This window comes from Streptomyces sp. NPDC058812, from assembly GCF_042744565.1.
Taxonomy (GTDB): domain Bacteria; phylum Actinomycetota; class Actinomycetes; order Streptomycetales; family Streptomycetaceae; genus Streptomyces; species Streptomyces thinghirensis.
Genome location: NZ_JBHYOB010000007.1, coordinates 38,621 through 55,298 on the forward strand (window position 1 = coordinate 38,621; position 16,678 = coordinate 55,298).

General features: G+C 70.2%; 15 protein-coding genes and 1 pseudogene. 2 read left to right on the forward strand and 14 right to left on the reverse strand.

The features are described 5' to 3' along the window. Positions 1-13 precede the first annotated feature (13 nt). Positions 14-118 (reverse strand): annotated as a pseudogene (locus ACFW48_RS15970) (IS5/IS1182 family transposase); the annotation flags it as partial. Positions 119-205: 87 nt separating this feature from the next. Beyond that, complete coding sequence (locus tag ACFW48_RS15975; protein WP_386315000.1) at positions 206-808, reverse strand: TetR/AcrR family transcriptional regulator; 603 nt, start codon at positions 806-808, stop codon at positions 206-208. 163 nt (positions 809-971) lie between these two features. Here ACFW48_RS15975 and ACFW48_RS15980 point away from each other — a divergent pair, with 163 nt between their 5' ends. Continuing rightward, entirely contained in the window at positions 972-1,832 is an 861-nt protein-coding gene (locus tag ACFW48_RS15980; RefSeq protein ID WP_386315003.1) for an NAD(P)H-binding protein, read from the forward strand. Positions 1,833-1,989: 157 nt separating this feature from the next. Here the strand turns inward: ACFW48_RS15980 and pssA are convergent, their stop codons facing one another. The 9 genes from pssA to ACFW48_RS16025 all read right to left on the reverse strand — a co-directional run bounded on the left by pssA (position 1,990) and on the right by ACFW48_RS16025 (position 12,886). Further along, positions 1,990-2,808, reverse strand: coding sequence for a CDP-diacylglycerol--serine O-phosphatidyltransferase (gene pssA / locus ACFW48_RS15985; protein WP_055419371.1), 819 nt, complete (start codon positions 2,806-2,808; stop codon positions 1,990-1,992). Positions 2,809-2,830: 22 nt separating this feature from the next. Further along, positions 2,831-3,487, reverse strand: coding sequence for a phosphatidylserine decarboxylase (locus ACFW48_RS15990; RefSeq protein WP_386315006.1), 657 nt, complete (start codon positions 3,485-3,487; stop codon positions 2,831-2,833). Positions 3,488-3,657: 170 nt separating this feature from the next. Then, positions 3,658-4,863 (reverse strand): acyl-CoA dehydrogenase family protein, encoded by a 1,206-nt coding sequence (locus ACFW48_RS15995; RefSeq protein ID WP_386315008.1) that lies wholly within the window; start codon positions 4,861-4,863, stop codon positions 3,658-3,660. Continuing rightward, positions 4,864-5,376, reverse strand: a complete 513-nt coding sequence (locus ACFW48_RS16000; RefSeq protein WP_386315670.1) for a MaoC family dehydratase — start codon at positions 5,374-5,376, stop codon at positions 4,864-4,866. It lies immediately after the preceding gene. Positions 5,377-5,381: 5 nt separating this feature from the next. Continuing rightward, entirely contained in the window at positions 5,382-6,356 is a 975-nt protein-coding gene (locus ACFW48_RS16005; protein WP_121750015.1) for a CoA ester lyase, read from the reverse strand. After that, positions 6,353-8,380, reverse strand: coding sequence for a protein meaA (locus ACFW48_RS16010; RefSeq protein WP_386315011.1), 2,028 nt, complete (start codon positions 8,378-8,380; stop codon positions 6,353-6,355). The genes ACFW48_RS16005 and ACFW48_RS16010 overlap by 4 nt, the downstream gene beginning before the upstream one ends. 18 nt (positions 8,381-8,398) lie before the next feature. After that, a complete protein-coding gene (gene ccrA, locus ACFW48_RS16015) occupies positions 8,399-9,736 on the reverse strand; it encodes a crotonyl-CoA carboxylase/reductase (protein ID WP_386315672.1) in 1,338 nt (445 codons plus the stop codon). A 389-nt stretch (positions 9,737-10,125) separates the two neighbouring features. After that, on the reverse strand, positions 10,126-10,941 hold the full coding sequence (locus ACFW48_RS16020) for a TetR/AcrR family transcriptional regulator (RefSeq protein ID WP_386315014.1): 816 nt from the start codon (positions 10,939-10,941) through the stop codon (positions 10,126-10,128). 139 nt (positions 10,942-11,080) lie between these two features. Then, positions 11,081-12,886 (reverse strand): 3-hydroxyacyl-CoA dehydrogenase family protein, encoded by a 1,806-nt coding sequence (locus ACFW48_RS16025; protein WP_386315017.1) that lies wholly within the window; start codon positions 12,884-12,886, stop codon positions 11,081-11,083. A 386-nt stretch (positions 12,887-13,272) separates the two neighbouring features. Between ACFW48_RS16025 and ACFW48_RS16030 the strand changes: the two genes are divergently transcribed. Then, a complete protein-coding gene (locus ACFW48_RS16030) occupies positions 13,273-13,866 on the forward strand; it encodes an adenylosuccinate lyase (protein ID WP_386315020.1) in 594 nt (197 codons plus the stop codon). 4 nt (positions 13,867-13,870) lie between these two features. Here ACFW48_RS16030 and ACFW48_RS16035 read toward each other — a convergent pair whose 3' ends face one another. The 3 genes from ACFW48_RS16035 to ACFW48_RS16045 are packed head-to-tail and all read right to left on the reverse strand — an operon-like array spanning position 13,871 to position 16,451. Continuing rightward, complete coding sequence (locus ACFW48_RS16035; protein ID WP_386315022.1) at positions 13,871-14,404, reverse strand: GNAT family N-acetyltransferase; 534 nt, start codon at positions 14,402-14,404, stop codon at positions 13,871-13,873. Between the two features lie 11 nt (positions 14,405-14,415). Then, complete coding sequence (locus tag ACFW48_RS16040) at positions 14,416-14,814, reverse strand: RidA family protein (RefSeq protein ID WP_386315023.1); 399 nt, start codon at positions 14,812-14,814, stop codon at positions 14,416-14,418. 59 nt (positions 14,815-14,873) lie between these two features. Further along, entirely contained in the window at positions 14,874-16,451 is a 1,578-nt protein-coding gene (locus tag ACFW48_RS16045; protein WP_386315025.1) for an alpha/beta hydrolase, read from the reverse strand. Positions 16,452-16,678: the final 227 nt, after the last annotated feature.

Sequence of the window (16,678 nt, forward strand, 5' to 3'; positions counted from 1 at the left end):
TCTGCCTCTTCGGTCAGCGTCGGGCGCGGACGAGGATGCCCGTGAGGAGCGGTGCGGCCTGGTAAGCGATGGCGAGCTTGTCGGTTCGTGTGGCCAGGCCGCGCCACTGCCCCAGTCGCGGCCTCGCCGCCGGCGGTGGCTGATCGCGCCGCGCCGGAGCGAGGCGAGCCCACAGGGCGACGCGGGACACCGGGGCAAGGAGCTGTCATCGTCCGCCACAAGCGGACGAGCGCCCGCGGATTCCGTCCAGGAGGTACGTGGTGCGGCGGTCGTAGTCGTCCCGAGGGGGCCGCTTGCCGTGCTTGAGGGCGAGGGCGCTGTCGACGACGAGTGCGTGGAGATCGTCCGCCGTGAACTCCGGCCGCAGCGCACCGGAGGCCCGCGCCGCCGCGATGAACTCTTCGTTGGCCTCGCTTCCGACCCGGCAGATCTCCATGAGCTGCTGCGAGTGCGGATATGTCTGCAACAGGACGTCGTTGAAGGCGGGCTGGCGGTACTGGAGGTCGCGGATCGCGGTGAGGTAGTACGCGATCCGCTCGCCGACGTCGTCGATGGTCCGCGTGTGGTCGATGACGGCGAACAGCTCGCTCGCGACGACCTCTTCGATGACGGCTTCGATGAGGCCGATCCGCCCGCCGAACCGGTTGAAGATCGTGGCCTTGCTGACCCCCGCTGCCTTGGCGACCTCCTCCAGTGGCACCGTCAGGCCCTGCCCCTGGAAGGCGCCGATCGCGGCAGAGCGGATCTGCTCGGAATTGCGCCGGGCGTCGGCGCGCAGCCGGGATTCCGAAGGCACCGCACTGGCCATGGCCCTCACCGTCTCTTCCTGCCGGCCGCCCACCGACGTAACTTGACTCGCCGGGTCAGCTTACCTACGGTCGGGGACACAAGCGAACCTGACCCGCTTGGTCAACTTACGCTTCCGCCCACCACCACCTCGGACACCGTGGGCGCTCAGGAAGGTCAAGAACATGATCGTTGTCACCGGCGCCACCGGTGGGCTCGGCGGTGCCACCGTCGAGCACCTCCTCAAGCGCGTCCCCGCCGACCAGGTCGGTGTCAGTGTCCGCGACACCGCCAAGGCGCAGCACTTCGCCGACCGCGGCGTGCGCGTGCGGCAGGGCTCCTACGAGGACCCGGCCGCGCTGCGTGACTCATTCGCCGGTGCCGAGCAGGTCCTTCTGGTGTCCGGCAACGACCCGGCCGCCGACATGGTCAGCCTGCATCGCCATGCCATCGAAGCCGCGGTCGCGGCCGGCGCCCGGCGGATCGTCTACACGAGCCAGCAGGGCGCCGTCCCCGGCAACCCGTACCGGCCGTCGGACATCCACAGCGCCACCGAGGCGATCCTCGGCGACTCCGGAGTCGACTGGACCGCACTGCGCAACGGCGCCTACGGTCCGCTCGATCAGGTTCTCGGCCCGTGGCAGCGGACCGGCGTGATCGCCCAGCCGGAAGACGGCCCCGTCCCGTATACCGACCGTGCCGACATAGCCGAGGCCACCGCGGTCGTCCTCGCCGGTGACCGCTCCTTCGACGGCCCCGTCACCCTCACCGCGCCGACCGCCGTCACCTTCGACGATTTCACCAGGATCGCTTCTGACCTCACCGGTCGCACCATCAAGCGCGTCGTCCTGGACGACGAACAGTGGATCGCCGACCAGATCGCGATCGGTGTGCCGGAGCAGATGGCCCGACCCATGCTCACCTGGTACCAGGCAGCCCGCGCGGGCTACTTCGCCGAAGCCGGCCCTCTGCTGGCCGAACTCCTCGGCCGTGGACCCCGCACCGCCGCTGACCGGCTCGCAGCCCATATCGCCGCCGGAAGCTGAGCCGCTCTCCGATCGCCTGATTGTCGATCGGGGCGGGGCATGCCCTTGGCGTACTTCTCCCGCGCGATCCGCGAGCGCCTGCGCGGGCGCGGCGGCCGGGCAGGCACAAACAGAAGGGCCCCGAACCCAACCAGGTCCGGGGCCCTCGAAGACGCCGTCACGGCAACTGCGCCGCCCGCGCCTCCCGCCGGTTGTCCCTGAAGTTGTTCACCCTGCGAGCGGTGGCGAACAGGGGGATCACCGCGCCCATCACCAGCTGAAGCGCACACCCCGTCTGCAACAGCAGCTGTCCGCTCGGCGCGTCGAAGGCCCAGCCGGCCAGCAGGCCCATCGACAGGACGATCCACGCGAGCATCGCCACCGCGAGGCGCCCTCGCGGCTTCGGGTACTCGACCCGGCTCACCATCAGCCATGCCGTGCCGATGATCGCCAGCAGCGTCGCCACGAAGGGCAGCTCCAGCAGCACGATCGACACCACCGTCAGCGCCCCGAACGGCGACGGCATGCCCTGGAACGTGCCGTCCTTGACGGTGACGCACGAGAACCGCGCGAGCCGCAGCACCACCGCCAGCAGCACCACGATCGCCCCCACCGCCGCGACCCGCTGGTAGGCGTCGTGCGCGACCATGCCGTAGACGAGGACGAAGTAGGCCGGCGCCAGCCCGAAGCTGATCAGGTCGGAGAGGTTGTCCAGCTCGGCGCCCATGGGGGACGAGCGGAGCTTGCGGGCCACCAGGCCGTCGCAGAGGTCGAAGATCGCCGCGCACAGCATCAGGATGACCGCGGTGGCCGCGCTGTGCCGGGCCATGCCCGACTCGTCGCTGCCCATGAGGTGCGGGATCAGGATGCCGGTGGTGGTGAAGTACACCGCCATGAACCCGCACGTGGCGTTGCCGAGCGTGAGCGTGTCCGCTATCGACAGGCGGAGCGAGAGGGGCATCTCCTCCTCGTCGTCCACCTCGTCGGCCTCGGGCACCCATCCGGCCTGGGTCTGTGGATCAATCACGGTCAATTCGAGTCACCCCAGCCACCGTCTTCTGACCCACCTCGACCGCGACCTCCACACCCTCCGGCAGGTACAGGTCGACGCGCGAGCCGAAGCGGATCAGACCGACCCGGTCGCCCTGCTCCACCTTCGTGCCCTGCGGCACGTAGGGGACGATGCGGCGGGCCACCGCGCCGGCGATCTGGATCATCTCGATGTCGCCCAGCTCGGTGTCGAAGTGCCACACCACTCGCTCGTTGTTCTCGCTCTCCTTGTTGAAGGCGGGAACGAAGCCACCGGGGACGTGCTCGACGGACGTCACCGTGCCCGACAGGGGCGCACGGTTGACGTGGACGTTGAGCGGGCTCATGAAGATCGCGACGCGGGTACGGCCGTCCTTCCACGGCATGATGCTCTGCACCACACCGTCGGCGGGCGAGATGACCCGGCCCTGGGTGATCTCGCGCTCGGGGTCGCGGAAGAACCACAGCATCCCCGCCGCGAGCGCGGTGGCGGGGACGGCGACGGCCTTGGCGGCGCCGGAGCGGCGGGCACGGAGGAGGCTGACGGCTGCGGTGGCGACGGTCGGCAGAAGCCACGGCGATGCTCCGCGCGCGAGGCGTACGCCGGCCAGGCTGTCGCGAGATGCAGAGGTTTGGCTGTGGGGCATGGATGACCTTCGTAGCGGATGATGCCGCACACTGACGGGGGACGGCGGCTTTCCGGCGATCGTAGCGGCTCTCCGCCGCAACTGGGTAAGCCAGGAAGCCGAGTCGGCGGCCGAAGACTGCCTACGGGGTGTGACCTTCTTCTCCAAGAAAACACCCCGTATCCGGACATCTAACCCTGGAATCGATACTCTTCGAGCAGTCGGCGGCCGATGATCATTTTCTGGATCTCAGCGGTGCCTTCACCGATCAGGAGCATCGGGGCCTCTCGGTAGAGGCGCTCGATCTCGTACTCCTTGGAGAAGCCGTAACCGCCGTGGATCCGGAAGGCGTCCTCCACGACCTCTTTGCAGTACTCGGAGGCGAGGTACTTGGCCATCCCCGCTTCCAGGTCGTTTCGTTCGCCCGAGTCCTTTTTGCGTGCAGCGTTCACCATCATCGCATGCGCCGCCTCCACCTTGGTAGCCATCTCCGCCAGCTTGAACTGAATGGCCTGGTGCTGGGCGATCTGCTTGCCGAAAGTGTGACGCTGCTGGGCGTACTGGACACCCAGCTCGAAGGCACGCTGGGCGACACCGCAGCCACGGGCCGCGACGTTGACGCGGCCGACCTCGACGCCGTCCATCATTTGGTAAAAACCTCGGCCGGTGACCCCGCCGAGCACCCGGTCGGCGGGAACGCGCAGGCCGTCCATGATGAGCTCGGTGGTGTCGACGCCCTTGTACCCCATCTTGTCGATCTTGCCGGGGATGGTCAGGCCGGGGCGGACCTCGCCGAAACCGGGCTCCTTCTCCACCAGGAAGGTCGTCATCGACTTGTGCGGCGCCGTGCCGTCCGGGTGACCCTCGTCACTCTTCACCAGAACGGCCACCAGCGACGACGTGCCGCCGTTCGTCAGCCACATCTTCTGACCGTTCAGGACGTACTCGTCACCGTCCCTCACCGCCTTCGACGTGATCGCCGAGACGTCCGAGCCCAGCGCCGGCTCCGACATCGAGAAGGCGCCCCGGATGTCCCCCGCGGCCATGCGGGGCAGGAAGTGGTCCTTCTGCTCCTGCGTGCCGTGCTGCTTGAGCATGTACGCCACGATGAAGTGCGTGTTGATGATGCCGGACACCGACATCCAGCCGCGGGCGATCTCCTCCACGCAGAGCGCGTAGGTGAGGAGCGACTCGCCCAGGCCGCCGTACTCCTCCGGGATCATCAGGCCGAACAGGCCCAGTTCCCTCAGCCCGTCGACGATGTCCTGCGGGTACTCGTCACGGTGCTCCAGCTCGGTCGCGACCGGGATGATCTCCTTGTCCACGAAGTCCCGGACGGTGGAGAGGATCTCCCGCTGGACGTCCGTGAGGCCGTGGGTCTGGGCGAGGCGGCTCATCTACTTCCCCTGTTCCTTCAGCTCGGGGCGGCCCGGCTGCTCGCCGCCGCGCTCCTTGATGTACGTCTCGGTGGGCACCATCACCTTGCGGCGGAAGACGCAGACCAGCGTGCCGTCCTGCTTGTAGCCCTTGGTCTCGACGTGGACGATGCCGCGGTCGCTCTTCGACTTGGACGGCCACTTGTCGAGCACGGTCGTCTGGCCGTAGACGGTGTCGCCGTGGAAGGTCGGCGCCACGTGCTTGAGCGACTCGATCTCCAGGTTGGCGATCGCCTTGCCCGAGATGTCCGGTACCGACATGCCCAGCAGGAGGGAGTAGACGTAGTTCCCGACCACCACGTTCTTGCCGAAGTCCGTCGTCTTCTCGGCGTAGTTGGTGTCCATGTGGAGCGGGTGGTGGTTCATGGTGAGGAGGCAGAACAGGTGGTCGTCGTACTCCGTGACCGTCTTGCCCGGCCAGTGCTTGTACGTCGCCCCGACCTCGAACTCCTCGTAGGTGCGTCCGAACTGCATGGCCGTCACGCCTCCGGGATCTCGAACTTGCTGGTGCGCCGCATACCGGCGGCGCGTCCCTTGCCCGCCACGACCAGGGCCATCTTGCGGCTGGCCTCGTCGATCATCTCGTCGCCGAGCATCGCGGAGCCCTTCTTGCCGCCCGCCTCGGACGTGCAGTACTCGTACGCGTCGAGGATCAGCTCGGCGTGGTCGTAGTCCTCCTGGGACGGCGAGAAGATCTCGTTGGACGCCTCGACCTGACCTGGGTGCAGCACCCACTTGCCGTCGAAACCGAGGGCGGCGGCGCGCTGTGCGACCTCGCGGTAGCCGTCCACGTTGCGGATCTGGAGGTAGGGACCGTCGATCGCCTGGAGGTTGTTGGCGCGGGCGGCCATCAGGATCTTCATCAGGATGTAGTGGTAGGCGTCCGCCGGGTAACCGGGCGGCTGCTCGCCCACGACCAGCGACTTCATGTTGATGGACGCCATGAAGTCGGCCGGACCGAAGATGATGGTCTCGACGCGCGGGGAGGCCTGCGCGATCTCGTTGACGTTGTTCAGGCCCTGCGCGTTCTCGATCTGCGCCTCGATGCCGATGCGGCCGACCTCGAAGCCCATCGTCTTCTCGATCTGGGTGAGCAGGAGGTCGAGGGCCACCACCTGCTGGGCGTCCTGGACCTTCGGCAGCATGATGCAGTCCAGGTTCGGGCCGGCGCCCTCGACGACGGTCACGACGTCGCGGTACGTCCACTCGGTCGTCCAGTCGTTGACGCGCACCACGCGGGTCTTGCCGGTCCAGTCGCCCTCGTTGAGGAACTTGACGATGGTGTGCCGCGCCTCCGGCTTGGCGAGCGGCGCGCACGCGTCCTCCAGGTCGAGGAAGACCTGGTCGGCCGGGAGGCCCTGGGCCTTCTCCAGGAAGCGCGGGTTCGAGCCGGGCACCGCCAGGCAGGAACGCCGTGGGCGCAGGCGGTTGACCTGGGGAGCGGGGCTGGTCATGCGGGGACCTCCAGGGGGTCGAGCTTGTTCGCTGTGCGGATCTCGTCGACGATGCGGCCGATGATTCCGGTGATGTCGAAGTCCTTCGGGGTGAAGACCGCGGCCACTCCGGCGGCTCGCAGCTGTTCGGCGTCTCCGTTCGGGATGATGCCACCGGCGATCACCGGAATATCTGTGGCACCGGCCACATGCAGCCGTTCCAGCACGTCCGGCACCAGCTGGGCGTGCGAGCCGGAGAGGATGGACAGGCCCACGGCGTGCACGTCCTCGGCCAGGGCGGCGTCCACGATCTGCTCCGGGGTGAGCCGGATGCCCTGGTAGACCACCTCGAACCCGGCGTCGCGGGCCCGTACGGCGATCTGCTCGGCGCCGTTGGAGTGGCCGTCCAGACCGGGCTTGCCGACCAGGAAGCGCAGCTTGCCGACGCCCAGGTCCTTGGCGGTCAGGTCCACCTTGCGGCGCACCTGGGACAGTGCCGAGCCCTCCTCGGCGGGGATCGCGACCGGCGCCGACGAGACACCGGTCGGCGCCCGGAACTCACCGAACACCTCGCGCAGCGCCCCGGCCCACTCGCCGGTCGTGACGCCGGCGCGGGCGCACTCCAGGGTGGCCTCCATGAGGTTGTCGGTGCCCTTGGCGGCCTCCTTCAGCTTCTCCAGCGCCTTGCAGGGGCGCGGGTGGTTGAAGGGCGGCTGGTAGCGGGTGTCGCGCCAGTTCCGGAGCGAGGCGATGACGCGGGCCTCCACCGCCGGGTCGACCGTCTGGATCGCGGTGTCCAGGTCGGCGGTCAGCGGGTTCGGCTCGGTGCCCTCGAAGGCGTTGACACCGATGATCTTCTCCTGGCCGGACTCGATCCGGGCCCGGCGCTCGGCGTGCGAGGCGACCAGCTGCGACTTGAGGTAGCCGGACTCGACGGCCGCCATCGCACCGCCCATCTCCTGGATGCGCTCGATCTCGGCGAGCGACTCCTCGACCAGCTCGTCGACCTTCGCCTCGACCACCTTCGAGCCCTCGAAGAGGTCGCCGTACTCCAGCAGGTCGCTCTCGTACGCCAGCACCTGCTGGATGCGCAGCGACCACTGCTGGTCCCAGGGCCGGGGCAGGCCCAGCGCCTCGTTCCAGGCCGGCAGCTGCACGGCACGCGCGCGTGCGTCCTTGGAGAGGGTGACCGCCAGCATCTCCAGCACGATCCGCTGGACGTTGTTCTCGGGCTGGGCCTCGGTCAGGCCGAGGGAGTTGACCTGGACGCCGTAGCGGAAGCGGCGGTGCTTGGGGTTCTCGATGCCGTACCGCTCGCGGGTGACGCGGTCCCAGATGCGGCCGAAGGCCCGCATCTTGCACATCTCCTCGACGAAGCGGACGCCCGCGTTGACGAAGAAGGAGATGCGGCCGACGACGTCGCCCATGCGCTCCTGCGGCACCTGGCCGGAGTCGCGCACGGCGTCCAGCACGGCGACGGCGGTGGACATCGCGTACGCGATCTCCTGCACCGGCGTGGCGCCCGCCTCCTGCAGGTGGTAGCTGCAGATGTTGATCGGGTTCCACTTCGGGATGTGGGAGACCGTGTACGCGATCATGTCCGTCGTCAGACGGAGCGACGGCCCTGGCGGGAAGACGTGCGTCCCCCGGGACAGGTACTCCTTGACGATGTCGTTCTGGGTCGTGCCCTGGAGCTGGGTGATGTCCGCACCCTGCTCCTCGGCGACGACCTGGTAGAGCGCCAGCAGCCACATGGCCGTGGCGTTGATGGTCATCGAGGTGTTCATCTGCTCCAGGGGGATGTCCTGGAACAGCCGGCGCATGTCACCGACGTGCGCGACCGGCACCCCGACCCGGCCCACCTCGCCGCGGGCGAGGATGTGGTCGGAGTCGTAGCCGGTCTGCGTCGGCAGGTCGAACGCGACCGACAGACCCGTCTGGCCCTTGGCGAGGTTGCGCCGGTACAGCTCGTTGGACGCCTCGGCCGTGGAGTGACCGGCGTAGGTGCGCATGAGCCACGGCCGGTCCTTCTGACGCTCAGTCATGTGTGGCCTCCGCCGCCCTCAGATGTTCCGGAAGCGGTTGATGGCGTCGAGGTGCTTGGCGCGCTTCTCCTGGTCGCGCACGCCCAGGCCCTCCTCGGGCGCCAGGCACAGCACGCCGACCTTGCCCTGGTGGGCGTTGCGGTGGACGTCGTGGGCGGCCTGGCCGGTGTCCTCCAGGGCGTACACCTTGGAGAGGGTCGGGTGGATCTTGCCCTTGGCGATGAGGCGGTTGGCCTCCCAGGCCTCGCGGTAGTTGGCGAAGTGGGAGCCGATGATGCGCTTCAGGGACATCCACAGGTAGCGGTTGTCGTACTCGTGCATGTAGCCCGAGGTCGAGGCGCAGGTGGTGATGGTGCCGCCCTTGCGGGTGACGTAGACGCTCGCGCCGAAGGTCTCGCGGCCGGGGTGCTCGAAGACGATGTCGATGTCCTCGCCGCCGGTGAGTTCGCGGATGCGCTTGCCGAAGCGCTTCCACTCCTTCGGGTCCTGGGTGTGCTCGTCCTTCCAGAACCTGTAGCCCTCGGCGTTGCGGTCGATGATCGCGTCGGCGCCCATCGAGCGGCAGATGTCCGCCTTCTGTTCGCTGGAGACGACACAGATCGGGTTGGCGCCGCCGGCCAGCGCGAACTGGGTGGCGTACGAGCCGAGCCCGCCGCTCGCGCCCCAGATGAGCACGTTGTCACCCTGCTTCATGCCGGCGCCGTTGCGGGAGACCAGCTGGCGGTACGCGGTGGAGTTGACCAGGCCCGGGGCGGCGGCCTCCTCCCAGCTGAGGTGGTCCGGCTTGGGCATCAGCTGGTTGGACTTGACGAGGGCGATCTCCGCCAGGCCGCCGAAGTTGGTCTCGAAGCCCCAGATGCGCTGCTCCGGGTCGAGCATCGTGTCGTTGTGGCCGTCCGACGACTCCAGCTCGACGGAGAGGCAGTGCGCGACGACCTCGTCGCCGGTCTGCCAGGCGTTGACGCCCGGGCCGGTGCGCAGGACGACGCCGGCCAGGTCGGAACCGATGACGTGGTACGGCAGGTCGTGGCGCTTGGCGAGTTCGCTGACCCTGCCGTAGCGCTCCAGGAAGCCGAACGTCGACATCGGCTCGAAGATCGAGGTCCACACGGAGTTGTAGTTGACCGAGGACGCCATGACGGCGACCAGGGCCTCGCCGGGGCCCAGCTCGGGCAGCGGCACCTCGTCCAGGTGGATCGACTTGCGCGGGTCCTTGTCGCGGGTTTCGAGGCCCGCGAACATCTCGGTCTCGTCCTTGTGCACGGTGATCGCGCGGTACGACTCGGGGAGCGGCAGGGCGGCGATGTCGGCCGGCGTGGAGTCGGTCGCCTGGATCGCGGCCAGGATGTCCTTCATGGTCACGGTGTTGCCTCCGGCGTCGAGCGCCCGCGAGGGAGGGGCGCTGAGGGTTACGTCGGTGCTGCTGAGGATCGGGTGAGGGGGGTGCCGTCGGTTCGGCGGTGGTGCTGTTCGGCAGCGCTTTGTGGCGCGGGAGGGTGCCTGTGACGCAGGCGCCGGGCACGCAGGCGATCGCTTGCGGGGACAGCCCGGACACCTTCAACGTATGACACCGCGTGTCACCCCGCAAGGCACTGAGTGCCAGAACCTGCTCTCAAATGAAATCTTTACCCGACAGATGAGCGATGATCGATCGAACGGGGTTCGCGAGGGCCACGAAAAGGGGCATTGACATGCGAAAACGGCCACCCGGAGGGTGGCCGTCGTCACAGCTGGGACAGGGCGGGTCAGCGCTCCTTGAGCGCCTGCTCGATGGTGCGCATGACCTCGTGCAGCGGCGCGTCGGTACGCGCGACCGTCACCAGCACCTCGCCCTGCACGGAGGCCGAGGAGGCGCCGGTCCGCGCGGAGGACGCCGTGTCGCGCCCGGCGCCGATGCCCGTGCCGAACGTCTTCCGTACGATCGCGAAGGCGTGGTCGAGCTGGGTCTCCACGTCCCCCTGCCCGCCCGCCCGCAGCCAGCGCCGCAGCACGTGGTTGTGGGCGGTGACCACGGCGGACGCGGCGACCTCCGCCAGCAGCGGGTCGTCGTTGGCGTCGTCGGCGTGCGCGTGCTCGTCGAAGTGGCCGAGCAGGTAGCGGGTGAAGAGGCGCTCGTAGCGGGCCACCGACGCGATCTCCGCCTCGCGCAGGGTGGGCACCTCGCGCGTCAGCTTGTAGCGGGCGACCGAGATCTCCGGCCGGGCCGCGTACATCTTCATGACTTCCTTGATGCCCCGGCACACGGTGTCGAGCGGATGCTCGTGCGCCGGCGCCGCGTTGAGCACCGCCTCGGCGCGCACCAGGGTGTCGTCGTGGTCCGGGAAGATCGCCTCTTCCTTGGAGCGGAAGTGCCGGAAGAAGGTCCGGCGGGCGACCCCGGCGCGGGCCGCGATCTCGTCGACGGTGGTCGCCTCGTACCCCTTGGTCGCGAACAGCTCCATCGCGGCTGCCGCCAGCTCCCGGCGCATTTTGAGCCGCTGCGCGGCGGCTCGGCCGCCGGCCGCGCTCTCCGGCGCGTCGGGCGTAGCTGGTGTACGTGAGGACTTGGCGGGCTGGGACATGCCCCGAACGTACTGCATGTGCGCGCAATCATGCGCGTGACCGGGGATTCCCCCGCCCGCGGAGGGCGGGGGAGACCCGGCGGGATCGAGCAGTCCGCCCCAGTCCTCCTCGGACCGGAACCAGTCGCCGGGACCGGGCTCAGCGGCGGGCATATTCGCGGAAACCGCGGCCCGTCTTGCGGCCGAGGCAGCCCGCGGCGACCAGGTGTTCCAGAAGCGGCGCCGGGGCCAGGCCCGGGTCGCGGAACTCGCGGTGCAGGACCTTCTCGATGGCGAGCGAGACGTCGAGACCGACCACGTCCAGCAGCTCGAAGGGCCCCATCGGGTAGCCGCCGCCCAGCTTCATGGCCGCGTCGATGTCGTCGAGCGTCGCGTAGTGCTCCTGCACCATCTTCACGGCGTTGTTGAGGTACGGGAACAGCAGCGCGTTCACGATGAACCCGGCCCGGTCGCCGCAGTCCACCGCGTGCTTCCTGACCTTGGCGCAGACCTCGCGGACGGTGGCGTGCACGTCGTCCGCCGTCAGCACCGTGCGCACCACCTCGACCAGCTTCATGGCCGGCGCCGGGTTGAAGAAGTGCATGCCGATCACGTTCTGCGGGCGCGAGGTGGCGCGGGCGCAGGCGACGACGGGCAGGGAGGAGGTGGTGGTGGCCAGCACCGCGCCCGGCTTGCAGACCTTGTCCAGCGTGGCGAACAGCTGCCGCTTGACCTCCAGGTCCTCGGCGACCGCCTCCACCGCCAGATCGACGTCGGAGAAGTCGTCGTACGTACCCGTCGGCGTGATCCGCTCCAGCGTCTGCGCGGCGGCCTCGGCGGTCAGCCTGCCCTTGTCGACGCCGCGCGCCAGGGACTTGCCGATCCGGGCCTTGGCCGTCTGCGCCTTCTCCGCGCTGCGGGCGGCGAGCACGACCTCGTACCCGGCCTTGGCGAACACCTCGGCGATGCCGGACGCCATGGTGCCCGACCCGGCGACGCCCACCGCGCGGACGGCACGGCCGGCCACCGCGCTGTCACCCGCGCTCGGGGTCAGCGCGTCCGGCACGACGACCGCGCTGCCCGGCGCCTCGTAGGTGTAGAAGCCGCGCCCGGCCTTGCGGCCCGTCAGGCCCGCCTCGCTGAGCTGTTTCAGAATCGGCGCCGGGGCGTGCAGCCGGTCGTGGGAGGCGGCGTACATGGCCTCCAGGACCGTGCGCGCGGTGTCCACGCCGATCAGGTCCAGCAGGGTCAGCGGGCCCATCGGCAGGCCGCAGCCGAGCCGCATCGCGGCGTCGATGTCCTCGCGGGAGGCGTAGTTCGCCTCGTACATCGCCGCGGCCTGGTTGAGGTAGCCGAACAGCAGGCCGTCGGCGACGAACCCGGGCCGGTCGCCGACCGCGACGGGCTCCTTGCCGAGGTCGAGCGCGAGGTTGGTGACGGCCGTGACCGCGCCCGGCGCGGTCAACACGGAGGAGACCACCTCCACCAGCTTCATCGCCGGAGCCGGATTGAAGAAGTGCAGGCCGAGCACCCGCTCCGGGCGGGACGATTCGGCGGCCAGCCGCGTGACCGACAGGGCGTTGGTGCCGGTCGCCAGGATCGTCTCGGGGCGCACGATCCCGTCCAGCTCCCGGAAGACCTGCTGCTTGATCTCGTACGACTCCGGGGCCACCTCGATCACCAGGTCGGCGTCGGCCGCCGTCCGCAGGTCGGTGGAGGTGCGGATGCGGGCGAGGGCGTCGGCGCGCTCCTGCTCCGTGAGCCGCCCGCGCTCGACGGCGCGGGCGGTGGAGGACTCCAGTGCGGCGACGGCCGTCGCCGCCTGCGCCTCGCTGATGTCGATGCCGACGACGTCGCGGCCGGCCCTGGCCAGGACCTCGGCGATGCCGGTGCCCATGGTGCCGAGGCCGACGACGGCGATGGTCCGGAGCGGGGACAGAGGGGTGTCGGACAGGGGAGTGGCCATCGCGGGACTCCAGGAATGAGGGTGACGACGGGAACGCGCCCGGATGCGCCTGGCGGCGCACCGGGTGCGTGAGGAATGGAGTGCGGGTGTTGCCGGGCTGACTGGCGCACACGCCCGGTGCCGTCGCTCGGGGCGTGCACACGCCCGCACGGCGGCGGTCTCCGACCGGCCCTGTCCCGAGGCCGAGTCGTACTGCGGTACCTGAAACCGGTACCGAACCGACTGCTCTCTGCGCTCACGACGGCCGCGTCACCAGACCGCCGTGAGGAGTACCGCGAGTGGGTAACTCGCTCGTCTGAGATTAACTCGCGGGTAACGAGCGCGCCAGCCCCCGGTGTTCGTGATGTACGTCCCACCCGTCCTGTGACGCGCCTAACCTCGGTGTCATGGACGAAGAGTTGCGAACGCTCACGGAGCGCTTACGGTCCGAGTCGGCGGCGTCGGGCACGCCGGAGGCCTCGGCGGCGTACGACCGTCTCGTGGCGACCGGGGACCCGGACGAGCTGGCCGCGGTGCTCACCGAGCCCGGGCACCCGCTCTGGGCCCGGGAACTGGCCGCGTTCCGGCTCGGCGTGGCGGGGGACCGGCGGGCCTTCGAGTCCCTCGTGCTGCTGCTGAACCACCGCGACCCGCCGCGCTGCGCCTCCGCCGCCCACGCCCTCGCCCGGCTCGGCGACCCCCGCACCGCCCGCGCCGCGGCCGCCCTCGCCACCAACGAACTGCGGGTCGCCTACGCCCTGCACCCGGTGCGGCTGCTGGTCGAACTGAGGGCTCCCGAGGCCGTGCCCGCCCTGATCACCACGCTGGAGCGGCGGCTGCGCCCGCACGACCCGTACCGGCGTGTGGCGCTCGCCTGCGTGGACGGGCTGGGCACGCTGGGCGACGACCGTGCCGCTCCCGTCCTGAACGACGCCCTGGCCCACCCCGCCCTGGCGGAGGCGGCGGTGCGGGCGCTGGCGCGGATCCCGGGGCAGCGGTGAGCCGTCAGCCGCCGAGGCGTCCGGCGTACCTCACCTCGGGCACCGCCACCCCGTCCACCTCGAACGGTTCCTCGGCCCCGTCGGCGCGGAACCCCGCCCGTTCGTAGAAGCGCCGGGCGCGGGCGTTGCCCTCGAGCACCCACAGGAGCATGCGCGTGCGCCCGGCGGCCGCGCACCGGCGCACCGACTCCCGGAGCAGGGCCTGCCCGACGCCGGTGCCGAAATGCCCGGCGTCCACATAGAGGGCGTACAACTCGGCGTCGGCGGTGAGCCGTTCACCGTCGCGGTACGGGCCGTGGCAGGCCCAGCCGACGACCTCGCCGCCGTCGTCCTCGGCGACCAGGTTCACCACGTCGTCCGGAGCGCGGGTGAAGAGGTCGCGGCGCCGTGCGGCGTCCTCGCTCACGTCGAGCCGGTCCAGGTACGGCTGCGGCATGAGGCCCCGGTACGCCGTCCGCCACCCCCGGACGCGGATCGCGGACACGCGGTCGCAGTCGGCGAGCGTCATCTCCCGCACCCGTACCCGCGGACCGCTCACCGGGCCGGGACTCACGGGGACACGACCGCGAACGCCTCGATCTCCATGAGGAACTCCGGCCGGACCAGCGCGGCGACCTGTACCGCCGACGCGGCCGGCAGCCGGTCGTCGGGTATGTGCTCGGCGCGGGCGGCCCGGATGGCGTTCATGTGCGCCATGTCCGTGACGAAGAAGGTCAGTTTCACCACGTCGTCGAAGGACGCGCCGGCCGCCGCCAGACACCGGCGCAGGTTCTCGAACACCTGGCGGGCCTGGGCCGCCGGGTCGCCCTCGCCGACCAGCCTGCCGTCCTCGTCCAGGGCGAGCTGCCCGGAGACGGCCACGAACCGCCCGGTGCCGAGGACCACATGCGTGTACTGGGCGGCGGGGGCGACGCCGTCGGGGGCGGGAATCCTGGTCAGCTCACTCATGCGTCCATGGTGGACCACGGGACTGACAGCGCCCTCGACGGGCCGTCAAACGGCACCCCCTAACCCCGGAAGCCGAGCAGCCCGTGGAGTGTCGAACCGCGTGAGGACGTCGACGCCGCCTTGGACTCCAGCGGCTTCGGCGCGGGCAGCGCCGGGCACACCGCGTCCGCCTCGCCGGCGCCCCGCGGCACGGTGCCGTCGGCCAGGTACGCGGCCAGATGCTTGTCCAGGCAGCCGTTCCCGCTCAGCGTGATGCCGTGGTTCCCGCCGCCCTCCTCGACCACCAGGCTGGAGCCGCGCAGCCGCCGGTGCGCGGTGACGCCGCCCTCGTACGGGGTGGCCGCGTCGCCGGTCGCCTGGAACAGCAGCGCCGGCGGCAGTTCGTGGTTGGTGACGTCCACGGGCTGCCGCGAGTCCGTGGGCCAGAACGCGCACGGTGCGTTGTACCAGGCGTTGTTCCAGGTCATGAAGGGAGCCTTCTCGTACACGTCCCAGTTGTCGTCGCGCCAGTCGTCCCAGTCGCGCGGCCAGCCGGCGTCGCGGCACTCCACCGCGGTGTAGACGCTGTAACCGTTGTCGCCGGACGCGTCCACGGCCCCGAAGTTCTCGTACGCCTCGACGAGCGGGCCGGTGTTCCCGTCGTTCACGTACGCGGCGAACGACTCCGCCAGATAGGGCCAGTAGCCGTTGTAGTAGCCGCCGGGGACGAAGGTGTCCTCCAGCTCCGAGGCCCCGACCTTCCCGCCCGCGGGCTTCTTCGCCAGTGCCGTCCGCATGGCGTACCAGGCGGCCTCGATCCGATCGGGGTCGGTGCCCAGCCCGTACGTCGCGTCGTGCTCGGCGATCCAGGCGAGGAAGGCCCGGTGACGGTCGTTGAAGGCGAGGTCCTGATGGAGATTGGCCTCGTGCCAGACGTCGGTCGGGTCGACGACGGAGTCCAGGACCAGGCGCCGCACCCGGTCCGGGTGGAGCTTGGCGTAGACGGCGCCCAGGTAGGTGCCGTACGAGTAGCCGAAGTAGTTGATGCTCTTCTCGCCGAGCGCCCGGCGGATCGCGTCCATGTCCCGTGCGGCGCTGACCGTGTCGATGTACGGCAGCACGTCCGCGTGCTTCTCGCCGCAGGCCTCGGCGAACGACTTCGCGCGCGCGAGGTTGGCCTTCTCGACGGCCGGGGCGACGGGCAGGGAGTCGGGGCGTACCGGGTCGAAGTGGCCCGGCCGGCAGTTCAGGGCGGGCTTGCTCTTCCCCACGCCGCGCGGGTCGAAGCCGATGACGTCGTACTGGGCGGCCACCTCCGCGGGCAGCGAGGACGCCACGAACCCGGCGAGCGTCAGCCCGCTGCCACCGGGGCCGCCGGGGTTGACCAGCAACGGTCCCTGGTACTTCTCGGCGGTGTGCGGGACGCGGGACAGCGCCAGCGTGATCTGCTTCCCGTCCGGACGCGCGTGGTCGAGCGGGACCGAGAGGGACGCGCACTGGAGGGTCGGGTAGTCGGCCGTGCCGCACTTCTCCCAGCTGGGCTTCGCGGCCCGCGGGGTGCTCGCGGGGTGTGGTGCGCTCGCCTCGGCGGGGACGGCCGTGACGGTCCCGGCGGCGATGACGGCTGCGCCGCACAGCACGGCTGCGCGTTGTCTCATGGCGTCCTCCCGGACGGAGAGGCTGCGGTCCGCGCGGGTCGCGGTCCTCGCCGCATCGTCCCGGGGAGCGCCCCCGGAGGAACGCGATCTGCGCGTACTTGACCCAATTGCGTCGGCAGATGCCCTCGACCGGATGGCCTGATGGATGGCCTGATCCATGCGGTGGCCCACATCGGTCCGGCCGTCGGCGCGGACCTGGTGCTCACACCGGGTATCTACCCGAGACA

Coding starts and splice junctions, on each gene's coding strand:
- ACFW48_RS15980 (WP_386315003.1), top strand. CDS start 972: ATGATCGTTGTCACCGGCGCCACCGGTGGGCTCGGCGGTGCCACCGTC.
- ACFW48_RS16000 (WP_386315670.1), bottom strand. CDS start 5,376: ATGCAGTTCGGACGCACCTACGAGGAGTTCGAGGTCGGGGCGACGTAC.
- ACFW48_RS16020 (WP_386315014.1), bottom strand. CDS start 10,941: ATGTCCCAGCCCGCCAAGTCCTCACGTACACCAGCTACGCCCGACGCG.
- ACFW48_RS16010 (WP_386315011.1), bottom strand. CDS start 8,380: ATGACTGAGCGTCAGAAGGACCGGCCGTGGCTCATGCGCACCTACGCC.
- ACFW48_RS15975 (WP_386315000.1), bottom strand. CDS start 808: ATGGCCAGTGCGGTGCCTTCGGAATCCCGGCTGCGCGCCGACGCCCGG.
- ACFW48_RS16005 (WP_121750015.1), bottom strand. CDS start 6,356: ATGACCAGCCCCGCTCCCCAGGTCAACCGCCTGCGCCCACGGCGTTCC.
- ACFW48_RS16025 (WP_386315017.1), bottom strand. CDS start 12,886: ATGGCCACTCCCCTGTCCGACACCCCTCTGTCCCCGCTCCGGACCATC.
- ACFW48_RS16045 (WP_386315025.1), bottom strand. CDS start 16,451: ATGAGACAACGCGCAGCCGTGCTGTGCGGCGCAGCCGTCATCGCCGCC.
- ccrA (WP_386315672.1), bottom strand. CDS start 9,736: ATGAAGGACATCCTGGCCGCGATCCAGGCGACCGACTCCACGCCGGCC.
- ACFW48_RS15990 (WP_386315006.1), bottom strand. CDS start 3,487: ATGCCCCACAGCCAAACCTCTGCATCTCGCGACAGCCTGGCCGGCGTA.
- ACFW48_RS16030 (WP_386315020.1), top strand. CDS start 13,273: ATGGACGAAGAGTTGCGAACGCTCACGGAGCGCTTACGGTCCGAGTCG.
- ACFW48_RS15995 (WP_386315008.1), bottom strand. CDS start 4,863: ATGAGCCGCCTCGCCCAGACCCACGGCCTCACGGACGTCCAGCGGGAG.
- ACFW48_RS16040 (WP_386315023.1), bottom strand. CDS start 14,814: ATGAGTGAGCTGACCAGGATTCCCGCCCCCGACGGCGTCGCCCCCGCC.